At 39.0% G+C, this 15,231-nt stretch carries 14 protein-coding genes and 2 tRNA genes; 4 read left to right on the forward strand and 12 right to left on the reverse strand.

Features of this window, described 5'->3' with window-relative positions:
• Positions 1-33: 33 nt before the first annotated feature.
• The 11 genes from I4Q58_RS13645 to I4Q58_RS13695 all read right to left on the reverse strand — a co-directional run bounded on the left by I4Q58_RS13645 (position 34) and on the right by I4Q58_RS13695 (position 13,160).
• A complete protein-coding gene (locus tag I4Q58_RS13645; protein WP_203296452.1) occupies positions 34-2,364 on the reverse strand; it encodes a GumC family protein in 2,331 nt (776 codons plus the stop codon).
• A 1-nt stretch (position 2,365) separates the two neighbouring features.
• Entirely contained in the window at positions 2,366-3,133 is a 768-nt protein-coding gene (locus I4Q58_RS13650; RefSeq protein WP_203296453.1) for a polysaccharide biosynthesis/export family protein, read from the reverse strand.
• 66 nt (positions 3,134-3,199) lie between these two features.
• Positions 3,200-4,054 (reverse strand): hypothetical protein, encoded by an 855-nt coding sequence (locus tag I4Q58_RS13655; RefSeq protein ID WP_203296454.1) that lies wholly within the window; start codon positions 4,052-4,054, stop codon positions 3,200-3,202.
• The gene (locus tag I4Q58_RS13660; RefSeq protein ID WP_203296455.1) at positions 4,054-5,073 is read right to left on the reverse strand and encodes a Gfo/Idh/MocA family protein; all 1,020 of its coding nucleotides are present in this window, start codon (positions 5,071-5,073) and stop codon (positions 4,054-4,056) included. Before I4Q58_RS13660 ends, I4Q58_RS13655 begins: the two co-directional genes overlap by 1 nt.
• An 8-nt stretch (positions 5,074-5,081) precedes the next feature.
• Positions 5,082-5,849 carry a WecB/TagA/CpsF family glycosyltransferase gene (locus I4Q58_RS13665; RefSeq protein ID WP_203296456.1) on the reverse strand — a complete coding sequence of 256 codons (768 nt, stop codon included), beginning with the start codon at positions 5,847-5,849 and terminating at the stop codon, positions 5,082-5,084.
• Positions 5,850-5,855: 6 nt separating this feature from the next.
• Positions 5,856-6,944, reverse strand: coding sequence for a glycosyltransferase family 4 protein (locus I4Q58_RS13670; RefSeq protein ID WP_203296457.1), 1,089 nt, complete (start codon positions 6,942-6,944; stop codon positions 5,856-5,858).
• 255 nt (positions 6,945-7,199) lie between these two features.
• Entirely contained in the window at positions 7,200-8,093 is an 894-nt protein-coding gene (locus tag I4Q58_RS13675) for a glycosyltransferase (RefSeq protein ID WP_203296458.1), read from the reverse strand.
• Positions 8,090-9,331 carry an O-antigen ligase family protein gene (locus tag I4Q58_RS13680; RefSeq protein WP_203296459.1) on the reverse strand — a complete coding sequence of 414 codons (1,242 nt, stop codon included), beginning with the start codon at positions 9,329-9,331 and terminating at the stop codon, positions 8,090-8,092. The genes I4Q58_RS13675 and I4Q58_RS13680 overlap by 4 nt, the downstream gene beginning before the upstream one ends.
• Entirely contained in the window at positions 9,324-10,610 is a 1,287-nt protein-coding gene (locus tag I4Q58_RS13685; protein WP_236002934.1) for a lipopolysaccharide biosynthesis protein, read from the reverse strand. Before I4Q58_RS13685 ends, I4Q58_RS13680 begins: the two co-directional genes overlap by 8 nt.
• Before the next feature lie 104 nt (positions 10,611-10,714).
• Positions 10,715-11,830, reverse strand: coding sequence for an MraY family glycosyltransferase (locus I4Q58_RS13690; RefSeq protein WP_203296460.1), 1,116 nt, complete (start codon positions 11,828-11,830; stop codon positions 10,715-10,717).
• Between the two features lie 421 nt (positions 11,831-12,251).
• Positions 12,252-13,160 (reverse strand): FKBP-type peptidyl-prolyl cis-trans isomerase, encoded by a 909-nt coding sequence (locus I4Q58_RS13695; RefSeq protein WP_203296461.1) that lies wholly within the window; start codon positions 13,158-13,160, stop codon positions 12,252-12,254.
• Between the two features lie 82 nt (positions 13,161-13,242).
• Here I4Q58_RS13695 and I4Q58_RS13700 point away from each other — a divergent pair, with 82 nt between their 5' ends.
• Positions 13,243-13,617, forward strand: coding sequence for an RNA-binding S4 domain-containing protein (locus I4Q58_RS13700; RefSeq protein ID WP_203296462.1), 375 nt, complete (start codon positions 13,243-13,245; stop codon positions 13,615-13,617).
• Positions 13,618-13,619: 2 nt separating this feature from the next.
• Positions 13,620-14,117 (forward strand): phosphoribosyltransferase family protein, encoded by a 498-nt coding sequence (locus I4Q58_RS13705; RefSeq protein ID WP_203296463.1) that lies wholly within the window; start codon positions 13,620-13,622, stop codon positions 14,115-14,117.
• Here I4Q58_RS13705 and I4Q58_RS13710 read toward each other — a convergent pair.
• The gene (locus I4Q58_RS13710) at positions 14,109-14,627 is read right to left on the reverse strand and encodes a shikimate kinase (protein ID WP_203296464.1); all 519 of its coding nucleotides are present in this window, start codon (positions 14,625-14,627) and stop codon (positions 14,109-14,111) included. The two genes, I4Q58_RS13705 and I4Q58_RS13710, sit on opposite strands and share 9 nt — an antisense overlap.
• A 154-nt stretch (positions 14,628-14,781) precedes the next feature.
• Here I4Q58_RS13710 and I4Q58_RS13715 point away from each other — a divergent pair.
• A tRNA-Lys gene (locus I4Q58_RS13715) sits at positions 14,782-14,854 on the forward strand.
• 148 nt (positions 14,855-15,002) lie between these two features.
• Positions 15,003-15,086: transfer RNA gene (locus tag I4Q58_RS13720), tRNA-Leu, on the forward strand.
• The last annotated feature ends 145 nt before the right edge of the window (positions 15,087-15,231 follow it).

Below are 15,231 nucleotides of genomic sequence, written 5' to 3' on the forward strand. Positions count from 1 at the left end.
GGTTGTTTTTAAAGTGAATGAATAAATAGTTGATTAGATCCGTTTCCACCACGGTTTATCGGCCTTCTCGTTGGCATAACCATATAAATAACCATAGTTATAGCCACCGCCAGATGATATGTCGACATCGTTTAGCACAAATGCCATATTTTGAAGCTTACCAGACTCTTTCAACTCCTTGGCATAGCCCAATAAACGTTTTTCCGTTTGAGAAGCTCTTACCACATACACTGTGGCATCTGCATACCGCGAGATTAACAAGGTATCGGTTACAAGCAGTGTAGGTGCTGTGTCTACAATAATGTAATCGTACTGCTGCTTTGCTTTTTCGATAAATTTTTTGAACGCTGGATTCGATAGCAGTCTAGGGGCGTTCGGTGGAATTACACCACTAAACACTATATCTAGACAGTCGTTTTCATCAAATCCTTTCTGAATACAAGGCTCCCAATCCTGATCTGTTTGATGAAGATAATTTGAAAGTCCTTTAACATCTCTAGAAACCCCTAGCTTTGAATTTAACTTTGGCTTCCGTAAATCGGCATCGACCAACAGTACTTTTTTCTTCATACTGGCATAGGCCATTGCAAGATTAAGGGAGGTAAGACTCTTTCCTTCTTCATTTACGGTAGAGGTTACGTATACTACTTTCCCTTTGTCAGATTCCTCCAAAGGAAGTAAATAATCGACATTGGTACTTGCGATTCTAAACGATTCTGCCAATAAGGAATGAGATCCAGCTTTCGTGAAGATTTTTTCTTTTTTGAACGTTGGAAGTTCTGCCAATACAGGAATTGTCGGGGCAATTCGTTCTAAATCGGTTCTATCGTTCACTTTTGTATTTAGTGAAAAACGAATGAACAATATTAAAAATGGCAGCAGGATTCCGCCAAGCAATGATGCTCCGTAAACGATTTTTTCATCGGGCGACACCGGTTCGGTATCGGTAAGCGCATAATCTACCACCTTAATAGTAGGTGCAGTGACGGCTAGGTTGATCGCCGCCTCTTCACGCTTTTCCAGTAATAGAATATATAAATTCTCTTTAATCGTTTGCTGTCGTTCGATAGCGCGCAACATTTTTTCTTTCTGTGGTAGTTCAGAAAAATTACTACCTGCTTGATAACGCTGTTGGTTTAATTGATTTAATGATACTTGCAACTGATCGATATACACTCGTACCGATTGTAGAATGTTTTGTCGCGTTTCACGCAACTGATTCGACAATACTTGAACGGTTGGATTATTACGTCCAGCACTCGCCATTAGCCGATTGCGTTCCAAGACCTTTTCGTTATAGGTGCTTACCAAGGAATTAATACTACTGTTTTCCAAGCCAATATCTGCTGGCAAAAGACTGAAATCGCTTTCTTGCTCTAAGGATTCACGTAATAAGTTTGCTAGTGATATTTGTGTTTGAATGGTAAACACCTCTTGCTCTGCCCTCGTTTTCTTTTGAAGGGTTATTTCGGTATCGGCCTGAATATTTGAAAGATCATTAGACTGTTTGAAATCCTCTTTATTACCTTCAATAGAGTCAAGTTCCCCTGACAAAAACACAAAGCGTTCATCGATAAAATCGACGGTACGTTTATTGACCAACTGACGATCGCGAATACCATCTCTGTCGAACTTTTCAATGAGGGTATTTAAAATTGCTTCATTTTTTTTAGGACTTTCCCCCTTAATTTGAAGTGAAATAATCTGGCTATCATCTCCAGCCGGTTCTGTAACAATGTTTTCACGTAACTGCAACACGGTTTCCTTATGCGGAAGAAGTTTTACCATATAAGATTCCTGTCGATTTTCACTTTCAGCAATACTATCGGTAAGGGTCATTTGTACTCCAATATCTTCTAAATTGGAATAAGGCGTTTCTTCTAAACCTCTTACCTCCGCCGAATTGTTCGTCAATACTACTTGAAACGATATGGCTTCTTGTAAGCTATCGTTTATAAATTCTTTTGTTAAGTTGAATGGTGGTTGAAGAATTTCAGCTTCTGTGAAGGACTGCTCTTCGTAATACACTACATCTAAATTCAATTCTTCAACGACCTGACTAAGAATCCTGTAGGATTTTAAGATTTCAATTTCATCCTCTAAGTTGATTTTTGGTCCGCCCTCCAACAACGCCATTGGATCTTGTGCAATTTCCAATTCTTTACTATCATCCTTAATCTTCACTCTAGCTTCTGTCGCATAAGTATCTGGCGCATATTGAATATAGACGTATCCAATTGCTAGCGCCACTAAGATTGCAACTAAAAACCAAGGCCAATATTGAAGGTATCGTCGAAGGGTTTCCTTTACATCAAAGGCTTGCTCTTCTTCCTTTACGTCAAGTACATATTGCGAGTTCTTCATGCTATCGTGTAATTAAAACTATTGAGGTTAGGACAAGGGAAGCTAAGGTCAAAACAGTTCCTGCATTGCCGATAAACCCAGCAGACTTTACCTTGGCATCGTTTGGATTCACAATTATGACATCGTTTGGCTGAACATAGTATCGATCGGAATCGAACCAATCGGTTTCGGTTAAATCGACATGCATGATTTTTCGCGTCCCTTGTTCATCGCGAATCAATAAAATGTCTTCACGCTCACCATTTATAGTAAGATCTCCTGCATATCCCAAAGCTTGTGGAAGCGTAATATTTTGTTCGGTGAAGGTATAGGTGCCTGGCATTTTTACTTCACCCAAAACCGTAACTTTCGCATTGAGTAGCCGTACACTTACCGTTGGTTCATTAAGATGCCCACCTTCTTCCAACTTCAATTCTAACATTTGTTCGATTTCCTCGGTGGTAAGACCTGCCACATCCATTCGCCCTAAAACAGGAAAAACGATTTTCCCTTTTGTAGAAACCAAATACCCTTGCAGTTTCAAAACATCGAGATCCATATTTACATTATTTCCCGGTAGCTGCATATTGTAGGGAATGGCCGTTTCGGGCACCAAAGCACTAACCGAAATATTCAGAATATCGTTCGGTTGTACTTTTGAATTTTCATAATCGATTGCTTCTTTTGAATACGAATCGGCATCTTGGAAATACAAAATATCCTTCTTGCTGGCACAGGATTGAAGCATCCAAACCGCAATCAATAATAATACTATAGGTAACTTCTTCATAGTTGATTTTTAGATTGTTACGCATTTGAATGGTACAAAAAACGCAACCGCTTTATTATAATTATTTCACAAAATTTCGCGGATCATGTTGCTGGTTTCTTCGATGTGTTGCGGGGTGGAAGCACCAAACAAAACGGACTGTACTCCTTTCTGCTTTCCGATGTACTCTACAGCCTCTTTTGGAGGAACTGCACCCGAGGCCAAAATAGACATCGCTATATTCGTGGAATCCTTACGTTTCAGGACTTCTTCAACTTTTTGTTGGGAAGGATTCATTCGGAAACCAATTTTGTTGATATTGCTTACGATAATCGGGTTTTCAATCCCAAGTTTGTGGACCAATACTTCATGTAATAGCGTATAATTCATAGTGAAGAATCCCGCTTTCACTCCATATTTGCTTTCCACATAATCTGAATATTCCTTCAGAATATCATACATGCCTAGGCCTAACAATAAATCGGTAATGATGTTCAACAGAAAAATTCCCTTAACGTTCATATCCTTGAGAAGCTTCATTTCAGAATCGACCAACAATTGCATTACGGGTACCGGATTGGCACTTATAAGCGAGCCCAAGCCCTTAACACCGGAAACCAGTGCGTTACCTGGCGTAAACTTTTTGATAGCATCGAATGGTCCCATTTCCGCCAAAGCATTCGCATATTTATGCGCATATGGCATACACGGATACAGTTTGAAATCGTCAAATGCAGTATCCTTTCGAATCATATCCATGACGGGTTCCAACTGACTATGGGTGGTGAACACAAAACTTTTAATACCCATCTCATTCACAATGCGCAGGGTATTGAAAATATCTTCCGGTGTGCGAAATCGTTGTGCTTGTTTAATCGCTTTCTCTTCCGACATGTGGTTCACCCCGAAAAACTGATTATCTCCAAATAATACTTTATCCATTATAGCAACTTTCCATTTTTGATTTTTACTTCTTCAATAATTTTATCGGTAATACTGGCCGTTTCGAGTGAGGCAATCGAGGTTACTATCTTTCCGTTCATGAGATCGGAAAACTCCAGTAACTGTCGTGAGAAATCTTCTCCTCTTAAATAGTACGGTACGGCCGTTTCTTCATCGGTGATATAAGATTTATTCCAACCTTCCCTTAAATTCAGGGTTTCGTTTGCTTCATTTAAATAAATACTCAACTCCTGTTTATTCGCTTTCAATTTGCCCTTAGTACCCATTACCTCTACGAAATTGGTTGCCTTACGAACCGAGCTGTCGGACCAATTAATACTATTGGTTCCCATAATTTCTCCATCATGCAATAGGTTTACATAGGCTACATCCTCCACTTCACTCGAAAAAACCTTCTTCAGCATAGCTCCTTGAACACTTACATCGGTTCCAAATAAATACGTGGCAAGATCCAAACAGTGTGGGCCATAATCGAATAGGCAGCCTCCCCCTTCTTCATGGTTATTTCGCCAGCCGCTGCTATTTTCCTTCAATACTACACCACCTCGCATATGGTTTTCATAATGGGTTATCTTTCCCAATACACTATCATCCAATAGTTTACGAACACGTTGGAACACCGCATTAAATCGGTTTACATATCCCACTTGTCCTTTAATTGATTTTTCCTTTGAAAGCGCTACGAGCTGTTTACTTTCTTTAAAGGATAGCGTTAGGGGTTTCTCTACAAAAACATGTAATCCTTTTTCTATACAGTGAGAAACAATGTCGAAATGCAACGAATTTGGCACCAACACCATCACCCCATCGATTTCTACTTCATCCAACATCTTTTTATAATCGGTAAAGCAGTTGAAGTCGGTGTTTTTCCGAATAACCCTAAGAAATGCTTTCGAGGTATCGCATACGGCAGCTACCTTCAGACCGGGTGTCTGATTCGCTATCGCAAGGTGCGACATTCCCATTTTTCCAATTCCTATGATTCCAATTCTTTTCATCTAACTATTTATTTTAATTTTTGAAGAATTCCGTCGGCTATTGACTTCGACATAAACTTGTAGCTGTTAATATTTCGTTGAATCATTCTTCGTTCCCTAGATAGCCGAAATAACCATTCCAAACCTAGGTCGCGAAAGAACTTTGGAGCTCTTTTCACGGTACCGGCATAGAAATCGAAAGCTGCTCCCACGCCAACGGACCATGGTACATCTACTTGTTCTTTATATTTTGAAATCCATCGTTCCTGTTTCAATAAGCCTAAACCTACCCACAGCACATCGGCCTTCGAATCCTTTATTTTGGCAATCATTTCATTTTCTTCAGTTTCGGTAAGCTCCCGGAAAGGAGGGCAAAAGGTTCCAGCGATTTCCATAGCCGGATACTTTTCCTTTAAGTTTTCCGCTAACAAATCGGCAACCCCTTCCTTTCCACCACAGAAGAAATGACGCCACCCTTTGTCCTGCCCATACCGACTTGCCTCTAAGAGAAAATCCGGTCCGTTAAAGCGACGCATATAGTTCCCCTGCAAGTTTGCAGCAATAGCAGAGCCGATACCATCGCATAACGAAAAAGCGGCTGTTCCGATAAATTCTTTATGGTCCTTATATTTCTCTGCATAATACATAGATTCCGTATTGGTAATACAGATATGTTCTGGTGCACGCTCTCCTTTGATATTCTCATCCATCTTTTGCAAAATGTATTCCTTGGGATACGTGTGCAGGGGAATCCCACTGATCATTTTCTTTCCGTGCTTGCTGTTTAGTTTTTCCATTTTTTGTTAGTCTATTCTATCCATGATATCCGCAAATCGGTTCTCAAAAGCGTTCATGGTAAATTTTTCCGAAAAGCGCTCTCGACCCTTTTCGCCTAGTTTTTTTCTCAGGTTTTTGTTTTCGATTAGTGTTTGTAAGCTATCCGCCAGCTTTTCAGGGGCGTGGTGTGGGACCAAATAGCCAGTTTTTCCCTCCGTAACCATATCCGGAATTCCGCCCTCAGGGGAAGCCACTACCGGTAGTCCAAATTGCATTGCCTCTAGTACTACGAGCGGAAAGCAGTCTAAATAGGAATACAGTACGAAAATATCGGCCGAGCGAAAAGCTTCATATTTCTCTTCGCCGTATTTTGGCCCTACGTAGGTCACGAAATTTTCAATACCTTTTTCGTGTACGGTTTTATTGAATTCCATTTCAGATATATCGCCCTCTTTTCCAACAAAAATGCAATCGAAAGGAATATCTCTATCCTTCAAATGCGCGCAGGCTTCCAACAAATCATAAACCCCTTTAGTTTCAATTAGGTTTGATAGGAAAAGAATTTCAACTGTTTCGTTGTTTTTTTCTTTTGATGCATTTGTTTCAGGGAGTTCAGGAATCCCGTTTTCGCAATAGTATACATCCTCTTCCTTCACATATTTCTGAACATCTTCGTACAAGCTAGGGGAAAGCAAGATTACTTTAGCATTCTTAAAGATGATTCTATACAACAAATTATCGAACCAGCGATGTTGCTTTGTTTTCACCCCTTTATTGTGAAAGTGATAAACGGTTTGACCGCCTAAGATTTTAGCCCACAATGCAATGATGGCATCTTTATAGAATCCCATGCCTTGAGCGGTTAGGGTGAGATATGTAATGTTAGGGTTGAAGGATAATAACTGTTTGATAGATGTTGCCATTATTTTACAGTAGCGTCCCACTTTTTTCAAAGGTTTTTTGCCGCTTTCGTCAACTGAAGATGATGTTCCTAAATCGATATACCTACATTGAAAACGATGGTTGATTTGCGCACTATCATGTATATGCTTTCCAACCATGGCAGCGCCATGCATCGGCGGGGGAAGATGTAAAATGAATAGTATCTTTTTCACTTCATATGCAATTACTATAATTGATGCTGATTTTAAAGGAATTCGCGCTCCAAAACTTTCGCTCAATATGCTAAAAGTTACAGGTTTAATGGGCCTTTGTAAGTGTGTTTCGTATAACTTTAACGCAGGATGTTAAGGAGTTACCTTTCAACCCTATTATTACGCTTTAAGCGAATAGATTTTGGGAAAATTTTTAGAAGTAATACTTATCAATTACTGCTGAAACGATGGGTATGTCAGCGTAACAATTTTGATCTAGCTGATCAATTGTCGAATCTTATCAAGCGCACGATTGAAAATCGAAAACTTTTGAGCAAATTCCCTCACCAAAGTTGCATCCATTTTGTCAAATTTCTCAAAATGAAAATCGCGCTGATTCGTAGTATCCATATCAGTTCTGAAGCGTTTAGTGCCAGCCGTATGCGTAGCATCTTCACCAAAGCCAATATTTATTAATTTCGAACGTGTGGGATAAACGGTTTTCAAATCGTGCTTAAACTGATGATAGCAAAATCGAATGGCCCACGAATCCAGTTCACCTGCCATTTGAAGTTTCAACATACGCGAAAGATCTGAACCACCCCTATTAAAAGAACGCTTCCTCTTTCTATCATTGAGAAATTGGTCGTAATCCGTAACCTCCCAATCTATTTTTTGCCAACGATCGATCCAGGTGGCCCAGCCCCAGGAAGAAGCGCGATATCCGAAATAAAAATCCTTTTCGCCTGGCAGACTCGGTAAATCCATGGTATACCCAGACATAGATAGTATTTCGGAGTCATTTTTATAAATGTCTAATCCCTGATTCATAAAATCTAGGAAATTGGGTGCTGTAAGAAGGTCATCCTCCATTACGATGACCCGACCATATGCTTCAATTACTTCCGAAACGCCAGAAATTATAGAGGAAGCGAGCCCTTTATTCACTTCCGATTCCTTCACGTGAATCTTTTTGAAGCCAGTTACCGTTTTCAAATAAGACCTAACGGCTTCAACTTTAGGTTTTGCGACCTCGTTTTTCGGACCATCGGAAAAAAGAAATAGTTCACTTTGTTCCGCTAGGTGATTATCCTTAAGATGATTGATTGTCTGCTGGGTTTCATCCAACCGATTGTATGTAAATAAGCAAATAGGTGCTAGTTTCATCATGTCTTTTTTTCCAGGTTGTTATCGGTTTGTTTTTTAACTTTCAACTTTAAAGTGTTTGCAAACAGTAGCAGGTAAAACAGAATTGAAATAAGCATAAAAGGTTGTACTAGGTAGCTTTCAACTAAACCACCAATGGCAATAGCTACGATTACCGATTTATCGATTCGCGACATGCTCTGTAAGGATTTCCATAGGATGTAAAGAAATAGCAATAAGACAATAATACCACCAGCCGCAACTATTTCAAGGTAGGAGGAATGGAAATACAAAAAATCCAATGTATCCAAATAATAAAAACCGGTCCCAACATTTTCCTGTAGTACGCTATCGTTCAGATTAAAGATACCGCTTCCCAAAAGCAATCCCTTATCATAGATACCTTCCCATGCTAAACGCCATATTTCGAACCTTCCGGTAGATAGTTTGTTCAATCGTTCTGTAGGGAAAATGGAGAATAAATCATTCACATAAAACAAGAATATCGGAGCGATTAATAAGATAACTGCATAAAGACGAGTCCTAATTCGAGCAATTAAAAAATAAAAAACGACTGCCGTAATGGCAATGATAACTGCATTCCGAGAAGTAACTACCGCAAGCGCTAGATAAATAAGCATCTGTAGATAGTTCCAGATAGAGGTATCGCGACTCAATGGATGGCGCCATAGGTAAAAACCCAATAAAAAGCCACAGGCTGCCAAAAGCCCGAAATGGATTTTATCTTGAAAAAATCCTCCAAAACCATCCATATCGGTCATATCAATTCCGGTCGCAAATGCGACAGTAAACCATACCAAAACGTTTAGCGACAGCGCCCAGCGAAAGGTTTTGAGCAACCTGATTTTAGTGATTTCAAAACTTTCAAAACCAAAAGTTTCAAAATTGAGCCCCGTAGCCGCTTTTACGAGCCAAAAGTAGAATAGCAAATAGATTATTACGGATGCGTTGTAAAGTAAGTTTTCGTTGGTGTTATTTGATAGGGAAAAAAGCGCTGCAAACAGCATGATTAAAAATCCTACAATGGCATAGGGAATCCATAGGCTGAACTGCGTGTTAAATCTATTTCTACTTAAAAACAGTACGAGCGCAATGCAGCCCAGAATGGCTACGGCAAATTTTCCAATACTCCCTATCAAGGTTACCACTATGAAGGGCTTGATGGAATTTAAAATGACCAATGTAACGAAGCAGAAAAGCAACGCATGGATGATATTTTTAAATCGAAAAATACTACTCATGTTGAGAAACTATTGTTTTTTTGCCCTTTCGATTGATAATTCGGGTATAGATGAAAAAATGTAAGAGCCGATACAGTAAGTTTTCAATGATCATGGTATAAAAGGCTCCTACCAGTCCGTACTGATGAATTAAGAAATATCCCAACCCAACTGCAATGAGACTTCTCGGGATAAGAATCCAGAAGTTCACATCGGTTCGCTTTACTGCATCCAATGCAATTTTAAAGGGTTGAAAAGCAACATTTATGGCCTGTACGATAAACGGATACAGTACTAATAGTCCAAGATCGGCATATTTTTCACCGAAAACCAATACCATTATGTCCTGTCCTAAAAAGTACCCCACCGTTACCAACAACAGGGCCAATCCTCCAAAGATTACAAGCCATCTTCGCACCAAGGCGTGAATGCGGGAATAGTTCAATTTCAACTTAACAAAGAGCGGTAATAAATATGAATTAAGTGCCGTTAGTAACGGACTAATCAAGCTTCCAATGCTCATCAGAACGCCTAAAACCGCTACATTGCTTTTATTGGAAAGCAGCAGTAGCAACCAAGGATATATGTTCGAGCTTAAGTGAAATAGAAAGTTAGATCCTACCAACCATCGTCCTACCTTCCAATTGGTATGGAAAAAAGATCGGTACCGTTCCCTGAATTTAAAGACCGAGTGGGAGTTTCGAATAAGATAAATAGCGGTTACTCCAAGGTAGATTAGAGAGGCATACTTTAAGAAGAATTCCAATTGAGCGATCTCATTAAAATAAATAATCCCCAATAAGGTTAAAAGTCCAAGTGAACACCCCAGACCATAATATAAATTCTGTCTGGTTTTTCTTTCGCTTAGTAATGTTTCCCTTACAAAAAAATAAAAAGTGTAGGCAACGATATAGAACAGATAATGCAACAGTGCACTGGTATCCCAATTATCGAAAAGAAAATAGTATGCTAATGGGAATACCAATAATATGAATAGCGTAAATACATATTTGAGGGATATATTAAAGTTGTAAAAGTCGAAGGAATTTTTCTCTTTAAAATCGCTTAAATTTATCGCGTACGGCTTTGAAATAAAGGAGCTTTGCAGTCCTAAGGTAAAAAGTGTTATCGAAAGCAACAACACATAATCGGCATAGACCAATTTATCGTAGGTTCGGGCCAAGATGACGGTAGTTAACAAGGTTGTCAAGCTCATGAACACCTGGTCGATTAGTACGCTAAGAAGTTTTGGCGCTTCTTCCGAATCGGAATTAAATAAAGCTTGAAGTTTCTGTATCACGATAATTCTTTACTGCTAGGTAAGTTTATAAGATACCTATAAAAGTACATTTCGAAAAAACATGTCACAACCAAGTTTTTTCTAACCTTACGGATAGCGCAAGCTTAAACATCTGTTGAGTTCCATACAATATGATTCCTTTTGCGCTTCAGGATGCAAGGCAACAATCCCATTAGGGTAACTATTGATACAAGTATTATAAGCTGTATATGAATGTTGAAAGCACCGATTAAGAGAGCTGTCATAATAATATTCAGTTGGGTTAAGGCAATAGTCAAGGTTGCGAGTCTATGTGAAAAACCTAGTTGTAGAATACGGTGATGGATGTGATTACGATCTGCAGCGAAAGGACTTTTTCCTTGCATTACCCGAACCGTGAAAATGCGAAGTGTATCGAGAATAGGGTACGCTAAAATAGCCAATACAATTACAATTTTGTTTGGTAAAAGTACGGATTGCGCAACAGCTAAATCCATATTCATAAATACGATTGCTTGATACGCTAAAATAAATCCAATAAACAGCGATCCTGAATCACCCATAAAGAGTTTTTTAGTTTTGGAAAGATTAAAGCGAAGAAATGCCGCTAAGGATCCAATTAGTGTAAGCGAAAGCAATGCCATTAGGTAGCGGCCCTCGATAAGGAAGAAAATTCCAAATATAGCACTTGCAATCATGCCTAATGTTCCCGATAATCCATCAATCCCATCTATGAGATTAAATGCGTTAACCATAAACACAAAAACCAAAGAGGTAAGTAATACCGATACGAAATAAGGAATCGATTCAATGCCTAGTAGTCCTTCTAGACCTTCAATTCGAATTCCCGATACTACAATAACTAAGATGGCTGCGGCCAACTGACCTACTATTTTTTTTAATGGCGATAATCCTATTAGATCATCTTTTACTCCTAAAAAAAACAATATGCTTATGGAAGCCATTACAACCAATAATTGACTTAACAATACTTTACTAAAACCAACAATTCCTGCAAATACTAGTAGACACACTGAAAAGGTTATGAAAATACCGATGCCTCCTAGATTGGAGGTTTTTTTAACATGCGAACTTCTTTCTTCAGGCTCATCCATCAAATTTTTCTTCCTTGAGAGAAAATTTATAACTGGATATATATGTATTGATAAAATATATGCTAAAAGTAAAGCAAGTGTACAGTATACTAGAGGATTTGATGCAAGGAGGTAAATATTACTCATTAGGTTGTATGGTATCTCGATTTAATATTAATGCTTCCGTCTACTAATGCATCCTCCAAATGCTTACATAGTGCTATATTCTTGTATAGCTTTTTCAAGACAATTTTCAAGATAGGTCGCAAGTGGTAGCTTTTAAACTAAGGAAACGTTAATTGGCCTAGTTTAACGGCGCAACTCTATCAATCGCTCTATATTTCGATGACTAACGAATAATTACGTGAATTTGGGTTATTATTTGTAAGAAATTTCTTCGCCCCTAGACGTCAATCGTGGGATGTGGAAATATGCTCCCACTCAATTCTAAGTTTTTATAATTTGATATCCTTTCCAATCCCAAATACGCTTTGGAATTTTGAGAATGCGTATAAAAAAAGCTCTTAATTTCGCAAGAGCTTTTTTTAAGGGAGTAAGATTATAATGTTTAACTATCCGAGTCCAAATAGTTAGGTGTACCGTCATTATCGCTATCCGGAAAAGTTATGGAGCCATCATCCTCAATAATGATTTCATTAGCGGTGGGAATACCGTCGCCATCATCGTCGGTATCAATAAAATTTGGAGTTCCATCATTATCTGTATCATCGTCCTCCTCAATTCCATTTCCGTTTAAATCCTCAATTATAGAAGGAATGCCATCTCCATCTTGATCACCTTCTTGAACTGTATATAATCGAAATGTAAAAATCAATTGTGAATAAGAGGGAATGCCCGGTTGTGTAGTTGCAAAATAGCCTAATCCAGAGGGTATGAATACCGCTCCTACCCCATAGTCATTAAAGGTAATGGAACCATCTTGATTCTCTGTGAAGGATTCAGCACCATTGAATTCTATAATCGCATCTTGATACCCATTTACGACACTGGTTAAATCGAATCTAAGAGGCACCACCGATTCATCGAATAACTGTAACGCGTTATCATCATTAATTAGTTGGCCTCTATAGGAATTCAATACAATATCTGGGAAGTTAGGGGATTCTCCACCCCCTTGTCTTACATTCAGGTAGTAAAGCGTGTATTCCACCCCTTCCTCTAATCGATCTTGTACCGTCTTGCTTTCAACCTGCTCTATCAATGGTATTTTATCGGCATTTTCTTCCGCAATCGTATCAAATACTATTTGATAATCAAAACCTTCTGCTGGGTTTTCGAACGCTTCATAGTTATAGAAATGCGTTTCCAAGAACAATTCGATTTCATCCTGTGCCGCTACCGCTTCCTCAGCTCTATCACGCAGTTCAACAGTGTTCGCCCCACCATCATCATTCTTACATGAAATTATAGCTACCAAAAAAAGAAGTGCTACTCCAATATATTTCAATACTTTCATTATCCTTTGTATTTTGGGCGTGCAAGATACGATTTTAAGTTATTTTTGTGTATTGGATTAACGTATAATTTAGGCGATTTGTATGCGAGTGGATAAGTATTTATGGTGCCTTCGATATTATAAAACGAGAAGTCTGGCTACTAGGGCCTGCAAGAAAGGTAGTGTAAAGGTAAATGGAGAGTCTGTAAAACCGGCGCGGGATGTCTATCCGGGCGATTCGGTGGAATGCAGAAAAAATCAAATCAATTACCAGCTAGAAGTATTAGATCTACCCAATAGTCGTCTCGGTGCGAAATTGGTAGATATTTATCGCAAGGACACTACACCGAAGGATGCATTTGAACATCAGGAGCTGCTTCAGTATTCAAAAAAATACTATCGCAAAAAAGGCATGGGCCGCCCTACCAAAAAGGACCGACGCGATCTTGAAGATTTTACGAACGATAACGACATTTAGCAATGGAAAACACCATCATTTTAAACGAAAAGGAAATCCGACATAAAATTCTAAGAATGGCGTATCAAGTATTTGAAACAAACATCGATGAAAAAGAAGTGGTGCTAGCAGGTATAATGGATAACGGGTACACGCTGGCTCGAAAGATAAAATCGGTATTAGAGGATATCTCTCCCCTGAAGGTGGTTTTGTGCGAAGTGCACATCGATAAGAAGAATCCGCGGAGCGCTATTTCAACCTCCCTAAATACATCGGAATATCAAAACAAATCGGTGGTGTTGATCGACGATGTATTGCACTCAGGAACTACACTGGTGTATGGCGTGAAACATTTTTTAGATGTTCCGCTATCACAGTTTAAAACAGCCGTTTTAGTAGATAGAAACCACAAAAAATATCCGGTAAAAGCAGATTTTAAAGGTATTTCACTATCTACCTCTTTAAATGAAAATGTTTCCGTTCGGTTTGAAGAAGGAAAGGACCGTGCGGTATTAGAATAATCGACTTACTATTTTTTCCACAGTTGAAGCAACATCAGCGTTGTTTTCAACCGTAAACTTCGCCTGGGAATAATACGGAAATCGCTCAAATAGATGCTTCCTGATGAAATCTTTCAAGCCTTCTTTGGTTTGAAGGTGACTGATAATTGGGCGCGATGCCATCTCTGGCCACAAACGATCGGTCAAAATATCCAAGTCTGTTTTTAAATATACGGTTATATTGTTTGGATGTTGAAGTAGTTCTTCCATGACCGTTCCATAACAGGGAGTTCCTCCTCCTAGCGATATCACCATGGCTTCATCCCTTTCCAATAATTCATCCAACACCTGTTTCTCATAGTTACGGAACCAAATTTCACCTTTAACTTGAAAAATCTCGGCAATCGACATCTCAATATTATTTTCAATCTGACTGTCTAAATCGATAAAGGAATATTTCAGTTTATTTGCTAAGAGTTTTCCCACGCTCGACTTCCCACTTCCCATGTATCCAAGAAGGATTATTTTCATGCTTTTTCTACTATTTTCATTGATACTCACGGCCTTTAAAATTATTCACAAATTTAATTGAAAAACGCTTGGAGAAATAATAATAATGATAGTATATTTGCACCCGCCTAGCACGGCAGCCCATAAGCAGCCGATGGCTTTTAATTTTAATGACGACCTGGTAGCTCAGTTGGTAGAGCATCTCCCTTTTAAGGAGAGGGTCCTGGGTTCGAGCCCCAGCCAGGTCACAAGATTTGCTGAGAATCGATTCGGCGAGAACTTGCCTGCCGCAGGCAGGGTTTACGCTGAGCGCAGTCGAAGCGAGCCCCAGCCAGGTCACAAAACAAAGTATCGTTCTTACGGTACTTTTCTTTTTTACAGTACATTTACATTTCTACCGGGATGCTGGAATTGGTAGACAGGCATGGTTGAGGGCCATGTGTCCATTAGGGCGTGTGGGTTCGACTCCCATTCCCGGTACTAAACGTCACAACTACTGTGACGTTTTTTTTATCGCCATCTCGTATCGTTTCAATATAAGTAGTAAGTTTAATCTTTCCTTAAATTATATTGCTTTCACTACCAAATCTTATAATTTTGTTTATCTTTAGTCTATTATTTTTAA

Origin of the sequence: Luteirhabdus pelagi, assembly GCF_016827595.1 — a bacterium.
Lineage (GTDB): Bacteria > Bacteroidota > Bacteroidia > Flavobacteriales > Flavobacteriaceae > Luteirhabdus > Luteirhabdus pelagi.

Bases quoted from the DNA above. Each gene is read 5' to 3' on its own strand.
- I4Q58_RS13650 (WP_203296453.1), bottom strand. From the start codon at position 3,133: ATGAAGAAGTTACCTATAGTATTATTATTGATTGCGGTTTGGATGCTT.
- I4Q58_RS13660 (WP_203296455.1), bottom strand. From the start codon at position 5,073: ATGAAAAGAATTGGAATCATAGGAATTGGAAAAATGGGAATGTCGCAC.
- I4Q58_RS13665 (WP_203296456.1), bottom strand. From the start codon at position 5,849: ATGGAAAAACTAAACAGCAAGCACGGAAAGAAAATGATCAGTGGGATT.
- I4Q58_RS13695 (WP_203296461.1), bottom strand. From the start codon at position 13,160: ATGAAAGTATTGAAATATATTGGAGTAGCACTTCTTTTTTTGGTAGCT.
- I4Q58_RS13700 (WP_203296462.1), top strand. From the start codon at position 13,243: ATGCGAGTGGATAAGTATTTATGGTGCCTTCGATATTATAAAACGAGA.
- I4Q58_RS13675 (WP_203296458.1), bottom strand. From the start codon at position 8,093: ATGATGAAACTAGCACCTATTTGCTTATTTACATACAATCGGTTGGAT.
- I4Q58_RS13655 (WP_203296454.1), bottom strand. From the start codon at position 4,054: ATGGATAAAGTATTATTTGGAGATAATCAGTTTTTCGGGGTGAACCAC.
- I4Q58_RS13680 (WP_203296459.1), bottom strand. From the start codon at position 9,331: ATGAGTAGTATTTTTCGATTTAAAAATATCATCCATGCGTTGCTTTTC.
- I4Q58_RS13690 (WP_203296460.1), bottom strand. From the start codon at position 11,830: ATGAGTAATATTTACCTCCTTGCATCAAATCCTCTAGTATACTGTACA.
- I4Q58_RS13705 (WP_203296463.1), top strand. From the start codon at position 13,620: ATGGAAAACACCATCATTTTAAACGAAAAGGAAATCCGACATAAAATT.
- I4Q58_RS13710 (WP_203296464.1), bottom strand. From the start codon at position 14,627: ATGAAAATAATCCTTCTTGGATACATGGGAAGTGGGAAGTCGAGCGTG.
- I4Q58_RS13645 (WP_203296452.1), bottom strand. From the start codon at position 2,364: ATGAAGAACTCGCAATATGTACTTGACGTAAAGGAAGAAGAGCAAGCC.